This window comes from Maricaulis sp. (genome assembly GCF_015665295.1).
Taxonomy (GTDB): Bacteria; Pseudomonadota; Alphaproteobacteria; order Caulobacterales; family Maricaulaceae; genus Maricaulis.
The window spans coordinates 1-14429 of record NZ_JADFAJ010000025.1 but is presented as its reverse complement, the minus strand read 5'-3'; the positions used below and the strand labels follow the sequence as shown (position 1 = coordinate 14429).

General features: G+C 65.1%; 17 protein-coding genes and 2 tRNA genes. 6 read left to right on the top strand and 13 right to left on the bottom strand.

The window, feature by feature from the left end; genetic code table 11:
• Nucleotides 1-44: 44 nt before the first annotated feature.
• Together QZZ02_RS11525 and QZZ02_RS11520 are read right to left on the bottom strand one after the other, a co-directional pair.
• A complete protein-coding gene (locus QZZ02_RS11525) occupies nucleotides 45-1352 on the bottom strand; it encodes a cyanophycin synthetase (RefSeq protein ID WP_291844613.1) in 1308 nt (435 codons plus the stop codon).
• Nucleotides 1349-2353, bottom strand: a complete 1005-nt coding sequence (locus tag QZZ02_RS11520) for a hypothetical protein (RefSeq protein ID WP_291844612.1) — start codon at nucleotides 2351-2353, stop codon at nucleotides 1349-1351. Before QZZ02_RS11520 ends, QZZ02_RS11525 begins: the two co-directional genes overlap by 4 nt.
• A gap of 181 nt (nucleotides 2354-2534) precedes the next feature.
• Between QZZ02_RS11520 and QZZ02_RS11515 the strand changes: the two genes are divergently transcribed.
• Nucleotides 2535-3635, top strand: a complete 1101-nt coding sequence (locus QZZ02_RS11515) for an NADH:flavin oxidoreductase (protein ID WP_291844611.1) — start codon at nucleotides 2535-2537, stop codon at nucleotides 3633-3635.
• Between the two features lie 112 nt (nucleotides 3636-3747).
• Here QZZ02_RS11515 and QZZ02_RS11510 read toward each other — a convergent pair whose 3' ends face one another.
• The 10 genes from QZZ02_RS11510 to murA form a co-directional block, all read right to left on the bottom strand.
• Nucleotides 3748-4071: a hypothetical protein gene (locus QZZ02_RS11510; protein WP_291844609.1), complete on the bottom strand. Its 324-nt coding sequence runs from the start codon at nucleotides 4069-4071 to the stop codon at nucleotides 3748-3750.
• Between the two features lie 219 nt (nucleotides 4072-4290).
• Nucleotides 4291-4365, bottom strand: a tRNA-Phe gene (locus QZZ02_RS11505).
• Between the two features lie 137 nt (nucleotides 4366-4502).
• The gene (gene yacG, locus QZZ02_RS11500) at nucleotides 4503-4670 is read right to left on the bottom strand and encodes a DNA gyrase inhibitor YacG (protein ID WP_291844608.1); all 168 of its coding nucleotides are present in this window, start codon (nucleotides 4668-4670) and stop codon (nucleotides 4503-4505) included.
• 42 nt (nucleotides 4671-4712) lie between these two features.
• Nucleotides 4713-5786 (bottom strand): ribonuclease E/G, encoded by a 1074-nt coding sequence (locus QZZ02_RS11495; RefSeq protein WP_291844607.1) that lies wholly within the window; start codon nucleotides 5784-5786, stop codon nucleotides 4713-4715.
• Nucleotides 5783-6409 carry a Maf family nucleotide pyrophosphatase gene (locus QZZ02_RS11490; RefSeq protein WP_291844606.1) on the bottom strand — a complete coding sequence of 209 codons (627 nt, stop codon included), beginning with the start codon at nucleotides 6407-6409 and terminating at the stop codon, nucleotides 5783-5785. Before QZZ02_RS11490 ends, QZZ02_RS11495 begins: the two co-directional genes overlap by 4 nt.
• Before the next feature lie 23 nt (nucleotides 6410-6432).
• Nucleotides 6433-6651 (bottom strand): translation initiation factor IF-1, encoded by a 219-nt coding sequence (gene infA / locus QZZ02_RS11485; protein WP_011643070.1) that lies wholly within the window; start codon nucleotides 6649-6651, stop codon nucleotides 6433-6435.
• Nucleotides 6652-6771: 120 nt separating this feature from the next.
• Nucleotides 6772-7206, bottom strand: a complete 435-nt coding sequence (locus QZZ02_RS11480; RefSeq protein WP_291844603.1) for a low molecular weight phosphatase family protein — start codon at nucleotides 7204-7206, stop codon at nucleotides 6772-6774.
• Nucleotides 7203-7685 (bottom strand): UPF0262 family protein, encoded by a 483-nt coding sequence (locus tag QZZ02_RS11475; RefSeq protein WP_291844602.1) that lies wholly within the window; start codon nucleotides 7683-7685, stop codon nucleotides 7203-7205. The genes QZZ02_RS11480 and QZZ02_RS11475 overlap by 4 nt, the downstream gene beginning before the upstream one ends.
• A complete protein-coding gene (locus QZZ02_RS11470; RefSeq protein WP_291844601.1) occupies nucleotides 7682-8143 on the bottom strand; it encodes a DUF2948 family protein in 462 nt (153 codons plus the stop codon). Before QZZ02_RS11470 ends, QZZ02_RS11475 begins: the two co-directional genes overlap by 4 nt.
• Nucleotides 8144-8161: 18 nt before the next feature.
• Nucleotides 8162-9433 carry a UDP-N-acetylglucosamine 1-carboxyvinyltransferase gene (gene murA / locus QZZ02_RS11465; RefSeq protein WP_291844600.1) on the bottom strand — a complete coding sequence of 424 codons (1272 nt, stop codon included), beginning with the start codon at nucleotides 9431-9433 and terminating at the stop codon, nucleotides 8162-8164.
• 447 nt (nucleotides 9434-9880) lie between these two features.
• On the opposite strand from murA, the gene QZZ02_RS11460 reads away from it, so the two are divergent.
• The 3 genes from QZZ02_RS11460 to pip all read left to right on the top strand — a co-directional run bounded on the left by QZZ02_RS11460 (nucleotide 9881) and on the right by pip (nucleotide 11565).
• Nucleotides 9881-9955, top strand: a tRNA-Thr gene (locus QZZ02_RS11460).
• 81 nt (nucleotides 9956-10036) lie between these two features.
• The gene (locus QZZ02_RS11455) at nucleotides 10037-10549 is read left to right on the top strand and encodes a hypothetical protein (RefSeq protein WP_291844599.1); all 513 of its coding nucleotides are present in this window, start codon (nucleotides 10037-10039) and stop codon (nucleotides 10547-10549) included.
• Complete coding sequence (gene pip, locus QZZ02_RS11450) at nucleotides 10546-11565, top strand: prolyl aminopeptidase (RefSeq protein ID WP_291844597.1); 1020 nt, start codon at nucleotides 10546-10548, stop codon at nucleotides 11563-11565. Before QZZ02_RS11455 ends, pip begins: the two co-directional genes overlap by 4 nt.
• Here pip and QZZ02_RS11445 read toward each other — a convergent pair whose 3' ends face one another.
• Nucleotides 11566-12300, bottom strand: coding sequence for a DUF2793 domain-containing protein (locus tag QZZ02_RS11445; protein WP_291844595.1), 735 nt, complete (start codon nucleotides 12298-12300; stop codon nucleotides 11566-11568).
• Nucleotides 12301-12457: 157 nt separating this feature from the next.
• On the opposite strand from QZZ02_RS11445, the gene QZZ02_RS11440 reads away from it, so the two are divergent.
• On the top strand, nucleotides 12458-13900 hold the full coding sequence (locus QZZ02_RS11440) for a methylmalonyl-CoA mutase family protein (protein ID WP_291844594.1): 1443 nt from the start codon (nucleotides 12458-12460) through the stop codon (nucleotides 13898-13900).
• The coding region (locus QZZ02_RS11435) for a methylmalonyl-CoA mutase family protein (RefSeq protein ID WP_291844593.1) at nucleotides 13897-14429 on the top strand (533 nt) is incomplete at its 3' end. The genes QZZ02_RS11440 and QZZ02_RS11435, both read left to right, overlap by 4 nt.

Below are 14429 nucleotides of genomic sequence, written 5' to 3'. Positions count from 1 at the left end.
CCGTACCGCATCTTCGGCGTCAGTCGAAAAGTGAACACCGTTTTCTACTCGGCGCAAGGGGCCGGTGTTGCGCCGAGCCAGGCTTCACGTACCGCCGCAGCCCAGAACAGACCGCCCAGCGCGACGACCTCACGCCGCTCGGGCATGGCCAGAGCAAGCGCCACGGCTGCACTTGCCTTGTTCGCGATCAACACATGAGCGGTCGCATTCCGGGCCTTGTAGGCAGCCGCCAGATCCGCCGCCGGCACACCGCCAGGCAAAGTAGACACAATCACCCGCTCGAAGGCCGGCGCGAGCACATCGAGCATGGCCGCGACCGGCTTGTCCGCTGACATGCCGAGCAGCAGCACGGCCTTGCGGCGGTTCAGCAGCGTCTCGACCCCGGCTACCGCCGCCGCAATCCCCGCGGGCGTATGACCGGCATCGACCAACAGGCCCGGCTCACCGGGCAGATACTCCATCCGGGCGGGATTGCTGCACCCAGCCAGTGCCGGAGCAATGAGATCCGGCCAAGCGCCCGGGAACAGATCAGGGCGCGCGTCGGCGAAGGCTTCCAGCGCCACTTCCAGATTGTCGAGCTGGAAGCGTCCATGCATCGCCATTGTTAGATCGAGCGGCCCGCGCACGGCATGGTCCAGCCTCACCACATGGCCCGAGAGCGCGTCGCTCGATCGAGATGGGCGATACTGATCAGCCACCCAGCCCAGCGCGACTTGCTTGAGGCCGGCGACGGTCTCGATGGCCGGGCGCTCGCTGGCCAGGCTGCGACCAAGAATGATCCGCCCGCCGGGTGGCGCGATGTCGAGCTTGTCCAGCGCCACTTCCCGCAGGCTGGAACCGAGAAGCGGCATGTGTTCGAAGTCGAGGCTGACCAGGGCTGCATGCGGCGCCATGAGCAGCCGGGTCGGGTCATAGCGCCCGCCAATGCCGGCCTCGATCACCAGGCGCTCAGCGCCGGCCTCCTGGAACCAGAGGAGCGCGGTCAGGAAACCGGCCTCGAAGGCTCCGGGCTGATCCCAGCCCTGCTGGTGAATGTGCGCCTCGATCGCCTCACCGACCCGCGCTTCCAGCACCGTGAGCGAACCATCATCGATCATCTCGCCGCGCAGCACGAAACGCTCGTTGAAGGCGTGCAGGTGTGGCGAGGTGAACAGCCCGGTCCGCTCGCCCGCAGCCGTGAACAGGCTGGCCAGCATGCGCGAGACGCTGCCCTTGCCATTGCTGCCGGTGATCACCATCGCGCGGCGCCCGATCGCGGCCAGGTCGAGGCCGAGGCGCCTGGCGATGGCAGACGTCCGTGCCAGTCCGATACCGGCACCGAAGCGCGGCAGGTCGAGCGTGCTCATCTTCATGGCGCCACCTCCAGCGCGCGGCGCAGGACATCCGCCCAGATCGCCTCTGCCAGCTTCTCCTCACCGAGTCCCTCCAACGAGGCAAAGCTGGGATTGCCATTGACCTCCAGAACGAGCGGCTCACCCGCGTCCGGCGCAAACAGATCAACGCCCGCCACATCGAGACCCAAGGCGGACGTGGCAGCAATGGCGAGGGCGCCGAGCGCCGGATCGACATCCGTTCGGAACCCTACCGGATAGCCGCCGGTCGCCAGATTGCGACGCCCGCCAAGTGGCAGGCGCTGTCCGGTTCTGGCGATATCGGATGGTGAGGCCGATATCGCGGCGAGGCCGGTCGAGAAAGCACTCGCCGGAACCAGGCTGAGCGCATCGGCGGCCAATCGGGCATTGAGGCTTTCGAACAGGTCGGTCCAGGTCGATACCCCGTCACCGCCAAGTCCGCCCTCGGCCTTGCCATACTGGAAGCGCGCCCGCCCGCCGACCACGAAAACGCGGTACTCCGCCGCCTCGACGAGCGGCTGGATCACAATCTGGTCATGCGCCCGGGCGACACGGGCAAGATAGTCCAGCAGGGCAGCAGACGTTTCGATCCGTTCAGCGAAGTCACCATGAGCGCCGCGATTGGGCTTGGCAAACAGCGGATAGGTCAGCGAACCGGCCTGCGCCTCGAGGTCAGCCCGCTCGCGGCCCGGGGGTCGCAGATGCCGGCGCGCGGTTCCGATGAACCAGAGCGAGGTCGGCACATGCGCGAGGCCTTCACCGGCGAGCGCAGCCGCCGTGAACGCCTTGTCGCGCGCAATCGTGTAAGCCGTTGCCGGGTTGGTCGGATAGGCACAGATCGCACCCGCCCCCGTCAGGACACGCCGACCGCCAGCCTCGACGGCAAACAGATAGCCGCCTCCCCCATCCAGATCGACCATGTTCCAGCCCTGGCGCGCGCAAACGCGGCGCACGAAGCGGGCATTGAAAGGCTGTGGATCGGGCGAAACGGTTTCCGGCATCGGATTCTTCTACAAGTCTGCTGCGGGTCCGCCTATCCCCGCCCCGCACGCGCCGCGCCGCACGGCCGCAAGGATTTCGCTGCGCCGCCGCAAAATGCATGGGTCAAATACATACCGAAGGGTCGATTTTGCCACAAAGCCCATTACATCTTGAGCGAGTTCAATTCTCAAGGATCACCGCATGACCTCGACCGACGCCCTGTTCCGCCCCTTCTCGCTGGGCTCGCTGACCCTGCCCAACCGCATCGTGATGGCCCCGATGACACGCTCGAAGAGCCCGGGCGGCGTGCCGGGCCAGCCGGTCGTCGACTATTATCGTCGCCGCGCCGAAAATGCGGTCGGACTGATCATCACCGAGGGCACGACTGTCGACCGCCCGGGCGCCAGCTTCGACCCGGCCATACCGAATTTTCATGAACCGGCCTCGCTGGCCGGGTGGAAGGCGGTTGTCGATGCGGTCCATGCCGCTGGCGGCAAGATCGCGCCGCAGCTCTGGCATGTCGGGCTCGCCCGCAAGCCCGGCACCGGACCACATCCCGAGGCCAAGTCCGACAGCCCGTCCGGCATTGTCCCGGGCGGCAAGCAGGTCGGCGAACCGATGAGCGCCGAGGATATTGCCGACACCATCGCCGCCTTCGCCAAGGCAGCCCGGGCCGCCGCCGAAATCGGTTTTGACGCCATCGAACTGCATGGCGCACACGGCTATCTTCTCGACCAGTTCTTCTGGGAGGGCATGAACCAGCGCGATGACCGTTTCGGTGGCGGGCTCGTCGAACGCACCACGATCGTTCAGGAAATCGTCAAGGCGGTGCGCGCGGAAATTCCCGCCGACCTGCCCCTCATCCTGCGTTATTCGCAGTGGAAACAGCAGGATTACAATGCCCGCCTCGCCGATGCGCCCGAGGCGCTGGGCGAATTCCTCGGCCCGCTTTCGGATGCCGGCGTCGACATCTTCCACGCCTCGACCCGCCGTTTCTGGATTCCGGAATTCGAAGGTTCCGACCTCAATCTCGCCGGCTGGACCCAGAAACTCACCGGCAAGCCGGCCATAACCGTCGGCTCGGTCGGCCTGAACTCCGACTTCATTGGCGCCTTCATGGGCGAGAACTCCCCGGCCTCCTCACTCGACGGGCTGATTGAACGCCTGGAGCGCGACGAATTCGACCTGGTCGCCGTCGGCCGCGCCCTCATCTCCGACCCGGAATGGGCCGCCAAGGTCCGCGACGGCCGGTTTGACGAGCTGGAGGACTTCAGCGCGGAGAAGCTGAAAGAGCTGGTCTGACCTGAAAAAGGCGGTCAGCCAAAAAAAACGCCCGGCTGAACAACCGGGCGTTTTTGCAATCCAAGGCCTTCGCGCCTAATCGAATCAAGTGTTCGAGCTGAACGCGTTCAGATCAAGAATCGCAGCTTTTTTCCTCGTAAAGCTCATACAGCCAAGTCTGACGATCTTGGGCGGCCTCCAGAGCTTGGTCCGCAGATAGGTAATTGCCAACAGCAGCGGGCCAGAACAGAAGAACCGCGGTAACATTCGCCGTGTTCACACCTCGATCACCTTGCGCGTCATCCATCACGCGCTCGATCTCGCTGAACTCCCGCTGAAGTTCACTGCAGGACATGGCCCTGTCGCCCGGCTGCTGCACCGTCAAGACTTGCGACGTGGTGCACCCGGCGAGCGCCAACGCACCAGCCGCAAGAAAAACTACTGATTTGAACGACATGTTGTCCCCTAACTAGTCATGTCCCGCAGTTTTGGAGGTGGCGCGTTGCTACGTCAAGGTGCAATCCATCAAGCGGGCCGCGAGGCGCTTGTTCCATCACAAGACAGAATCCCGAATTCGGAGCAGATACTGACCGCCTACCACCGGGCCTACCGACTAAGCCATCGGAAAACCATTCGTGAAACGGTCATGTCAGAGGTGCGAGTTTTGAAGGAAAAATGGTGCCCGGGGGCGGAATCGAACCACCGACACGCGGATTTTCAATCCGCTGCTCTACCCCTGAGCTACCCGGGCACCGTGTCGACCAACTGCCATGGCAGCCAATCGAGAGCGCGGTTTATAGGTCGGGCATGGATGCGTGTCCATGGCCCTTTTCAGCGAAATCACAACCGGTGGCAGTCGCGGCCATTTGGCCATGCCCGCACCTGTGGCTATTGATCTTCTTCCGTCGCGGGATTGTCTTCGGCCACATCGGCGGGCTCACCGGGGATGGCATAGGATCCACTGACCCATTTGCCCAGATCGACATCAGCGCAGCGCTTGGAACAGAAGGGTTTGAAATCGGGTTCGGCCGGCTGGCGGCAGATCGGACATTTCATGATCTAGGCTCCTTTGTGGGGAGGCGGTTGAGGCAGACACGCTCAGGCGCGCGCCACACGACAGGTTTCGCGATCGAGCTCAATGCTCTCGGCAAGTTCGAAGCGCTGACCGATCCGGTCGGCGAGCGCGGCGCGCCAGGCGATGGTATCGCCATCAAGCCAGGCGAAGACCTCGGCCCCGACCGTCAGGCGCAGCTTGCGCGACCGGTCGGACCGCGCCTCGCCCTCGAGCCGCCGCAAAGCGGCCAGGGCTGCGGTCTCGACGGTCGGGCGGCCATCGGCGGCCAGCATGATCTCGGACAGGGTGCGGCCGCGACGCTGGCGCGCGACTTCACCGATGCAGAATTGCGAAAGCGGTGCCACATCAACCTTGGCGCGGTCACGCCGGAAGGCGCCGCGCAGGGTCTGCTCGACTGCCTTGCGATCAGGCTGCCCGCGCATGTGCACGAAATCGATCGCGATCATGCCGCCAATACCGCGCATGCGGGCCTGACGCGCGGCTTCCTTGGCCGCCGAATTATTGAGCTGAACGGCGAGCTGGGCCGCATTGCCCTGGCCCTTGCGGCCATCGGCGTCGATATCGACCGTGGTCATCGCCCGCGTCGCCTCGATATAGAGCGAGCCGCCGCCGGGAATGGCGACACGTGTTTGAAGCGCCTCGTCAAAGGCGGCCTCGAGATCATGGTCGGTCTCGTCGGCCCAGACGGGCTCGGCATCGCTGAAGGCGCGCACCAGGCGCTGGGCGAGAATATCGGCTGGTTCGAGACAATCGGGGGCCTCGCCGGCCTCGACCTCGACAATGGACAGGTTCGGGCCCTTTTCGGCATAGGCCTCGCGGGCGACCCGCACCCCCAGGGCGGCGCCCTCGTGCAGCCCCTTGGGACGGCCGGTCTTGCCAAAGGGCAGAAAACCTTCCTCGCCAACGCCCAGATCGACAAAGGCCGCATTCAGGGCCGGTTCGACGCGGCGAATGCGACCGCGATAAATCTCGCCCTCGACAGCGCGCTGTCCGGCTTCCGACCAGCGATCGAGATGCAGCTCGACGATGCGGCCATTCTCGGCCACAGCGGCCCGGGTCTCGCCGATATTCTCCTCGATCAGGATCTGCCGGTTCATGCCGAACCTCCCTCACCCATCCGCGCCGTCACCGGATAACCCAGCCCGTTCAGCAGATTGGCGGTTTCATAGAGCGGCAGGCCGACAACGCCGGTGAAGGAGCCGATCAGATTGATCACAAAACACCCTGCCCGGCCCTGGATGGCATAACCGCCCGCCTTGCCACGCCATTCGCCCGTGGCAATGTAGGCGTCGATCTCGGGCTTGGACAGACGCTTGAACTTGACCCGGGTCTCGACCAGACGCGCCGCAAACCGGGCTTCAGGCCCGCGCGCGGCAATACCGGTGAAAACGCGATGATTGCGCCCCGACAGAAGCGCCAGGCAGTGCCGCGCCTCATCCTCGGTTTCCGTCTTGGGCAGGATTCGCCGGCCAACGCCGACCACCGTGTCGGCCGCCAGCACAAAGGCATCCTCGGCGCCGGGATGGGCCATCGCCTTTTCCTGCGCCAGGCGCAGGGCGAGCGGCCCGGGCAGCTCGCCGGGGATCTCGTGCTCGTCGATATGGGTTGGTTCGACCGCGTCCGGCGTCAGTCCCGCCCCGCTCAGCAGGTCAAAGCGACGGGGCGAGGCACTGGCCAGGATCAGGCGCGGGCGGGGATTTGCCGGGTCGGCAAGCGTCATCGCGTCACCACGCCTGAAAGAGCTTACTTGAAGCGATAGGTGATCCGGCCCTTGGTCAGATCATAGGGCGTCATCTCGACCAGGACCTTGTCGCCGGCGAGCACGCGGATACGGTTCTTGCGCATCTTGCCCGCAGTATGGGCAATGATTTCGTGTTCATTCTCGAGTTTGACCCGGAAGGTCGCATTCGGAAGCAGTTCCGTGACTTCGCCCGGAAACTCCAACAGCTCTTCTTTCGCCATGCGGCTCCTCGTTTCTGACCCTGTGGGGGCATAGAATTTGGGGTGTGTGGGCCGACTCGCCGAGCGGCCGGCGCCCCGGAGCGCGCTGTATACTCCCCCTTGCGGGCAAAAGTCGAGTGTTCAGGCGCTTTTTGACGTGGGCTGCCACTGGGCGATACGGGTCGCGATGGCGTCACGGGTTTCGCGATAGGCCGCGATCTTCATGTCACGATTGCCGCCGGTCTCGCTGGGATCGGGGATTGGCCAGGCCTGGAACTCTGCCCCGGTGCGCGCGGCATACTCCTTTGCCATGCGATCGGCCGCTGTCGAGAGCGAGACAATGAGGTCGGCCGGCGGTTCACCGACACCATTCAGGGCGATCGGCGAGAAGTCCTCGAGATCGACCTTCTTTTCCAGCATGACCGAGACCATGAAGGGGTCCACGAAAGCGGCCGGAATGACCCCGCAGGAGCGCGCCGTGGCGGTGTCGCCAAAGCGCAGCCGCCAGAGCGCCTCGCCCATCGGTGATCGGATTGCGTTGCGGCCGCAGACGAAGAGCACCGAGGGCAGGCTCATGACGCGGCCCGCCTGTGCAGGGCGCAGATCAGCGTGAAGAGGCGCCGCGCCGTATCGAAATCGACCTCGATCTTGCCGGTCAGGCGCTCGCGCAACAAGGTCGACCCCTCATTGTGGACACCGCGCCGCGCCATGTCGATGGCCTCGATCCGCTCCAGCGGAGCATCGCGCACGGCCTCGTAATAGCTCTCGCAGATCAGAAAATAATCCTTGATGATGCGGCGCAGCGGCCCCAGCGCAAAGACAAATCCCCGCACCGGCGTCTGATCCTCCTGCCGGACATCGAAGACCAGCCGGTCATGCTCGATCGCCAGACGCAGCGCGAACGGGCCGTCGGCTTCACCGTCGGGACGGAAGCGATTGCCCTCCAGCAGGTCGGCAATTGCGACGCGGCGTTCGTGATCCGCATTGACGTCACCCGGCCCCATGCTGGCGCCATCCAGGTCAATACTGACAATCCTGTCTCCGGACTGGCTCATCGTGTGTGCGTGTCTCCGTCCGGCTCGCCGGATGTGGCGTCGTCGTGACCAGGCCGGGCTATCGCTCGCCAGGAGCGGCTGAGATCGGCCAGGACCACGTCCAGGCATTCGACATCAAGCTGCAGCTCTCCGCCACCGGAAAATGTGCAAATCACCTGTCCGGACGGCAATTGACCGGGTTCGAAGCGGATATTGAGCAGATTGACCACCGCATCCTCGGCGCCCTGGCGGATATTGCGCGAGCGGGCCGCGGTGACATGGCCGACCTGGACTCCGCAACGAACCCGCCGGTTCTTGCGCCCTGCCTCCCAGCAAAAGCGGTTGAAGGCCATGGTGAAGCTTTTCAGACGTTGCGAATGCTCGAAATCACCCAGCAGGGCGACGGCGTCCTGGAGCGCCGCCGAGACCGCTTCCAGGTCCTGTTCATCAAGGGCAGCGAGCCGCAAGGCTTTCGTCATCGCGCATTGTCCTGTCGTCTATGCCCCGTCAGGGAGGCGTTCGATACGGGCACCGCAGCCGGACAGTTTGGCCTCCAGCCGCTCGAAACCGCGATCGAGATGATAGACCCGGTTGACCACGGTTTCCCCTTCCGCCGCAAGACCGGCGATGACAAGACTGACCGAGGCTCGCAGATCGGTTGCCATGACCGGGGCGCCCTTCAGCCGTTCGACGCCTCGAACCACCGCCTCATTGCCGTGCACGGTGATGTCGGCGCCAAGCCGCGCCAGCTCCGGCGCGTGCATGAACCGGTTCTCGAAAATCGTCTCGCGGATGACCGAGGACCCGGTCGCCAGCGACATCAGGGCCATGAATTGGGCTTGGGCGTCCGTTGGAAAGCCCGGAAAGGGCTGGGTCTCGATGTCGACGCTGTTGAGGCGGCTGCCATTGCGGGCAACCCGGATGCCGTCCGAGACAGGCTCGACGGTCACGCCAGCCTCGTGCATGGCCGACCACAGCGCCTTGTTATGCTGCAGCACAGCCCCTTCGAGTACGGCATCACCACCGGCGGCCGCCACCGCGAGAGCATAGGTCGCCGTCTCGATCCGGTCGGCGACAACCTTGTGGGTTACGCCGGACAGGCGCGGCTGTCCCTGGATGTGGATGGTTGAGGAGCCTGCGCCTTCAATGGTCGCACCCATCGCCGTCAGGCAATCCGCCAGGTCCTTGATCTCCGGTTCGCGGGCCGCGTTCTCGATGACGGTCTCGCCACGTGCCAGGGCGGCTGCCAGCATGGCGTGCTCGGTGGCGCCGACCGAGGCGAAGGGCAAATCGATCTCGGCGCCGACCAGACCGCCGGACGGTGCCCTGGCCGATACATAGCCTTCGGAAATCTCGATCTCGGCTCCCAGCGCCTTGAGCGCCTTGAGGTGCAGATCGACGGGGCGCGCACCGATCGCACAACCGCCGGGCAGCGAGACCCGGGCATGACCTTCACGCGCCAACAGCGGACCCAGCACATTGAAACTCGCCCGCATTTTTCGCACCAGATCATAGGGCGCAAACGTGTCGGCGATGGTCTCGGCGTGCAGCGTCAATTGTGCATCCTCGCCATCGCTGACCGTGACACCCAGCTTTTCGAGCAGGTGACCGAGAAAGCGGCTGTCCGCCAGGCGCGGCATGCGCGTGAGAATGACCGGCTCATCGGTAAGCAGCGCGGCGGCCATCAGCTTCAACGCGGAATTCTTGGCTCCGCTGATTTCGATACGGCCTTCAAGGCGCGCGCCGCCCTGGATGACAATCCGGTCCATGTGAACTCCTGAGACGCTTGTGCCCCTGAGAGGCTTGTGCCCTGAGCGGCTTGTGCCCTGAGCGGCTTGTGAATGATGCCCGCAGTCGGGAGGCAATGAATGGGCGCCATCCCAGTGCCCGAACCAGGCGGCATTATGACGGGTCGGGGGACTTTTCTGAGGCAGTTTGTGCAGCGTCGCTGTCATTTTCCGCCGGCTCATCCACGGGCGTTCTTGTGGCAGCCTTGCGGCGGCGCAGATTGGCCCGCAACGCCTCGGCCAGGCGAGCCTCCCGGGAGTTCGGATCGGCTTGCGCGCGCTTGCCGCGCGGCGGCGTGGCGGGAGGATCAACGGGTTTGTTCATGCAAAAGGTCATGTCGAACGCAGCAGATCACGTCAAGACTCTCTTGGCGCGGCGGCGGGCTTGCGTTATATGCCCGGCTCTCGCTCGCCGAAAGGCGACCCGGCGCCGCTATAGCTCAGGGGTAGAGCGTTCCCTTGGTAAGGGAGAGGTCGAGTGTTCAATTCACTCTAGCGGCACCATTACCCCACACGACTGCAGCTTTGGCCCGCCTGCGGGCTTGCCGCATAGCAGCCGTCTGGCTATTGCCTGATATTGACAGGATGAGCGGCGTGATGCCGATGCGTCCGGGGATGATGGGGCAGGATTTGGCTTTTTTTCAATCGGATTGGCTGCGTGCGCTGAGCGCCCTTGCGGTCACGCTTGGCGGCGCGATCCATATCCTGGCGTCCCAGGCTGATGCCGGCGCGCGCCCTGCGCAACCGCCCGTCGTCTACAGTATCCTCAACATGACCGAACGCATGGCCGACCGGCAGGCCTGTCCGCTGGACCTGCGCGACGCGCGAGAGACCATCGAAGCGGGTTATGCGGCCCACGGCCACAGGCTGGAATTCAGCCCGCTGGCGGAGGGTCCGGAGGTCCTGCTCCACGAGATCGCTGCAACCGTTACGACACCGCTCGGCGCAGCCGCCCCGGCTTGCGCCTGGACCGTCCGGGTGAGCTTTCAGGGCCAGTCGAGAACGCGCGAATCGCTGACCCATCCGACGCACACGCCCACCCGCCTCGATACCATCGTGGCCGAGCCTCATCCGCTCATCGCTGCACCGGCGCGATGACGGCCTTTTTTCCCGACCCCGACATCCGCGAGACAGGGCGCCTCCCGGTCAGCGACGGGCATGAGCTGCATTGGGAGTGCTGCGGCAATCCGGACGGCCAGCCACTGGTATTCCTGCATGGCGGCCCGGGATCCGGCATCTCCGCCAAATTCCGCCGCATGTTCGATCCGGAAATCCACAATCTGATCCTGTTCGACCAGCGCGGCACCGGGCGTTCAACGCCGCACCTTTCCCTGACCGGCAATACGACCCAACACCTGGTCGCCGACATCGAGGCCCTGCGAGCCCATCTGGGTATCGAAAAATGGATGGTGTTCGGGCCGTCCTGGGGCTCCACCCTCGCCCTTGTCTACGCCCAGGCACATCCCGGGGTCGTCAGCGCGCTTGTTGTGGAAGCGGTGTTCACGGCACGACCGGACGAGCTGGCCTGGTGGCACGGGCCGGACGGCGCCCGCCGCTTCTTCCCGGACGCCTTTGCAGACTTCATCGCGCCGGTTCCCACGCATTTGCATGGCGATCACACGGCGATCGCGAACTGGTATCTTGACGCCATGCTCGGGGAAATCGCGGAGGGCCTGCCAGCGCTGAGGGCCCTGGCAGACCCCGCTGTGCCGCTGGACGCCTTGCGCCAGTCTGCCGTCTATCGCTGGACGGAATACGAGGACCGCCTGTCCTATCTCGACAATCCGCCTGAGGCCGTGCGGGCCGCACTGATCCCGCGGGGGCGCGATTTCATGGCAGCCCACTCCCTGATCGAAGCCCATTATTTCAGCCAGGCGTGTTTCCTGGGCGACAACGAAATTCACGCGAGACTCAACCGGCTGGCCGAGATTCCGATGGGAATCCTGCATTCACGCTATGACATGGTATGCCCTGCTCGCAGCGCCTTCGATCTGGCCGCGGCCTGCCCGCACGCCGACTTCCGGCTGGTTGCCGTCAACGGTCACGGCATGACCGAGGCCACCCAGCTTGAGCTGAACGATCTCATGGCGACGGTCACAGCCAGGATTGGCTGATCAATCGATGGCCGGGGCAACCGGCAGCCAGGCATGAATGGCCAGTGCGACTTCTCCGCCGCTGAAGTCGCCACCATTTGCGGTCAGGACAAGCGGTGTATCGCTGTAGAATGCCGTCGGGCCAACAACACCCAGATTGGCGGCACCGGCACCGACGCCCAGCGATCCTCCGAATTTCGACGTTTCGCCGGCAATCCCGCAATCAAAGGACAGCGCACCACTGACAGCCTCCCGCGTCCGGACCGAGACGCAGAAAACGACCGATCTGGCAGGGATGGCCACAGACGTTTCCACGCTGCTGCCCGCCAGGCCGGACAATGTTTCCTCGATGATCACTGCCCGACTCGCCGCGCCGCCGGCACCAGCCGCCAATGTCGTGATGGTCGACGCCGCGCGCCAGATGCCGGACGCCTCGCTCCAGTGAAGCTGGACCTCGAGATCGCGAACATGAACTCGCCAACCATCGCGCGGTTGAAGGGCCGACCAGCACCCGTCGCGGAATATCGCAAGTGTACCAACGGGATAGTTTGCCCAATCCGGACCACTGGCGCCTGATGGGATAATCCAGCCCGCGCCTTCGGCCGGGTCCGCGGGCTGCTCGCTGACGGTTCGGCTCTCCACGACAGGCTGGACCAGCGCGTCGAGGCGCAGGAGGGCCTCATTCACCGTGACGTGTTTTTGTGCCTGGGCTGGCATGACGAGCGGCAGATCGAGTGTCGGACTGGTCTGTGACATGGGGTTTCTCCTCGCTGGCCCGCCAGTCTGTGGCAGAATGTCGAAGCGGGGACAGGCAGACGCACTGTCCTCGTCTCAGCCGCGCACTTGACGCACAGCCCGTGCGCGCTTTTTCTCCGCGGCAGAACAACGATACGAAGATCGAGGAAAACCGGGCATGACTGACACTATCCGCGCGCTCGCCGGGGATTTCCCGCCGCAAACCCCTGAGATGTGGACGGTCCTGGCCGAAAAAGCGCTACGGGGTGCCGATCTCGGCGACACGCTCGGGCGCACCACAATCGATGGAATCACGCGCGGACCGGTTTTCTTCACGCGACCCGACGGATGCCATGCCGTCGACGCCACCCCGCGGGATCTTCACCTGCCCTGGGGCATGCGCCAGACCCTGGTCGAGGCGAGTCCTCAAGCGGCCAATGCGGCCGCGCTGGACGATCTGATGGGCGGCGTTTCCGAGCTTGAGCTACGCCTTGATCCGACCGGCGCATTTGGTCTCAAAGCCAATGAGATCGAAACGCTGGATGCGGCCCTCACCGGTGTCGACCTGACGCTCGCACCGATCCATCTCGATTGCCTCGGCGGCCAGGGCCATCACGCCCATCTTCTCCTGACCCTGTTTGCCCGCCGCCGGATTGATGGCGAGACCGTCGAGGGCGGGCTCGGCCTGCACCCGGTGGAACGGGCGGCACGCCAGGGCATCGCGCTGGACGAGCAATGCTTCCCCAAGGCGATCGAGCTGACCCAGCTGGCCCAGGCGGCCTTCCCCAATCTCAAAATCTTCCGCTGCGAGGCGGCCCACATGTTCGAGGCCGGCGCCAGCGAGACCCAGGAACTGGCCATCATGGCCGCCTCCGCTGCAACCTATATGCGGCTGATGATGGAGACCGGTCTCGACGCCAACAGCGCCGCCCGCGCCATCGAGGCGCGCCTTGCCGCCGATGCCGACATTCACCTGACCATCGCCAAGCTGCGCGCGGCCCGACGCATCTTTGCCCGCATCGCCGAGAGTTTTGGCGCCACCGGCGAAGCCAGGCGCCTGACCCTGCACGTCACCACGGCCCGGCGCATGCTGTCAGCCAGCGATGCCTGGACCAATCTCATCCGCAATGCCTGTGCCGGCTTTGCGGCGGCCGCCGGGGGCGCGGATGCGATCACCGTGCGCCCGATGACGGAGGCGATCGGGCGGCCGACCGGCTTTGCCCGCCGTGTCGCCCGCAATCTCCACATCCTGCTGGCCGAGGAAAGCCATCTCGGCAAGGTCACCGACCCGGCCGCCGGCGCCTTCCTGCACGAAACCCTCGCCGACAGCCTCGCACAGTCTGCCTGGGAAGAATTCCAGGAGATCGAGCGGCGTGGTGGCCTCGTTGAAGCCTTCGCCACGGGTTGGCTGCAGGGCGAAATCGCCAAGTCACGTACCGCGCACCTTGCCCGCATCGCCGAAGGCAAGGCGCCGATCCTCGGTGTCACCCAGTATCGCGACCCGGATCCCAGACCGGTGGAAACCGACGGGGTCTGGCCAGAGACCGACCTGCCCGACACGGCCCTCAATGCCGTACGTTTTGCCGCGCTGCATGAGACCGCGCTGGAGGCCGCCCAATGAGCCAGCACCCCGACTTCACGCAGATCGATCTCGGTGAGACCCGCAGCCCGGGCGGCGGGACGCGCGAACCCTGGGACACCGCCGAAGGCCTCGCCATCCGCTCGCAATACCGCGCCGAGGACAGTGCCGGTATCGACTTCCTTGGCTCCGTCCCGGGCGCCGCACCCTTCGTGCGCGGCCCCTATCCGACCATGTATGGCCAGCGCCCCTGGACGATCCGGCAATATGCCGGTTTCTCGACCGCAGAGGACTCCAACGCCTTCTACCGCCGCAATCTCGCAGCCGGTCAGAAAGGCCTCTCGGTCGCCTTCGACCTGGCCACCCACCGCGGCTATGACAGTGACCATCCGCGCGTTGCTGGCGATGTCGGCATGGCCGGCGTGGCGATCGACTCGATCTACGACACACGCACCCTGTTTGACGGCATTCCGCTCGATGAAATGTCGGTCTCGATGACGATGAATGGCGCCGTCCTGCCGATCATGGCGCTCTATATCGTGGCCGCCGAGGAACAGGGCGTCACGCCGGA

Excerpts from the sequence above, each read along its gene's own strand:
- QZZ02_RS11525 (WP_291844613.1), bottom strand. The coding sequence starts at position 1,352 with ATGAAGATGAGCACGCTCGACCTGCCGCGCTTCGGTGCCGGTATCGGA.
- QZZ02_RS11520 (WP_291844612.1), bottom strand. The coding sequence starts at position 2,353 with ATGCCGGAAACCGTTTCGCCCGATCCACAGCCTTTCAATGCCCGCTTC.
- QZZ02_RS11515 (WP_291844611.1), top strand. The coding sequence starts at position 2,535 with ATGACCTCGACCGACGCCCTGTTCCGCCCCTTCTCGCTGGGCTCGCTG.
- QZZ02_RS11510 (WP_291844609.1), bottom strand. The coding sequence starts at position 4,071 with ATGTCGTTCAAATCAGTAGTTTTTCTTGCGGCTGGTGCGTTGGCGCTC.
- yacG (WP_291844608.1), bottom strand. The coding sequence starts at position 4,670 with ATGAAATGTCCGATCTGCCGCCAGCCGGCCGAACCCGATTTCAAACCC.
- QZZ02_RS11495 (WP_291844607.1), bottom strand. The coding sequence starts at position 5,786 with ATGAACCGGCAGATCCTGATCGAGGAGAATATCGGCGAGACCCGGGCC.
- QZZ02_RS11490 (WP_291844606.1), bottom strand. The coding sequence starts at position 6,409 with ATGACGCTTGCCGACCCGGCAAATCCCCGCCCGCGCCTGATCCTGGCC.
- infA (WP_011643070.1), bottom strand. The coding sequence starts at position 6,651 with ATGGCGAAAGAAGAGCTGTTGGAGTTTCCGGGCGAAGTCACGGAACTG.
- QZZ02_RS11480 (WP_291844603.1), bottom strand. The coding sequence starts at position 7,206 with ATGAGCCTGCCCTCGGTGCTCTTCGTCTGCGGCCGCAACGCAATCCGA.
- QZZ02_RS11475 (WP_291844602.1), bottom strand. The coding sequence starts at position 7,685 with ATGAGCCAGTCCGGAGACAGGATTGTCAGTATTGACCTGGATGGCGCC.
- QZZ02_RS11470 (WP_291844601.1), bottom strand. The coding sequence starts at position 8,143 with ATGACGAAAGCCTTGCGGCTCGCTGCCCTTGATGAACAGGACCTGGAA.
- murA (WP_291844600.1), bottom strand. The coding sequence starts at position 9,433 with ATGGACCGGATTGTCATCCAGGGCGGCGCGCGCCTTGAAGGCCGTATC.
- QZZ02_RS11455 (WP_291844599.1), top strand. The coding sequence starts at position 10,037 with ATGAGCGGCGTGATGCCGATGCGTCCGGGGATGATGGGGCAGGATTTG.
- pip (WP_291844597.1), top strand. The coding sequence starts at position 10,546 with ATGACGGCCTTTTTTCCCGACCCCGACATCCGCGAGACAGGGCGCCTC.
- QZZ02_RS11445 (WP_291844595.1), bottom strand. The coding sequence starts at position 12,300 with ATGTCACAGACCAGTCCGACACTCGATCTGCCGCTCGTCATGCCAGCC.
- QZZ02_RS11440 (WP_291844594.1), top strand. The coding sequence starts at position 12,458 with ATGACTGACACTATCCGCGCGCTCGCCGGGGATTTCCCGCCGCAAACC.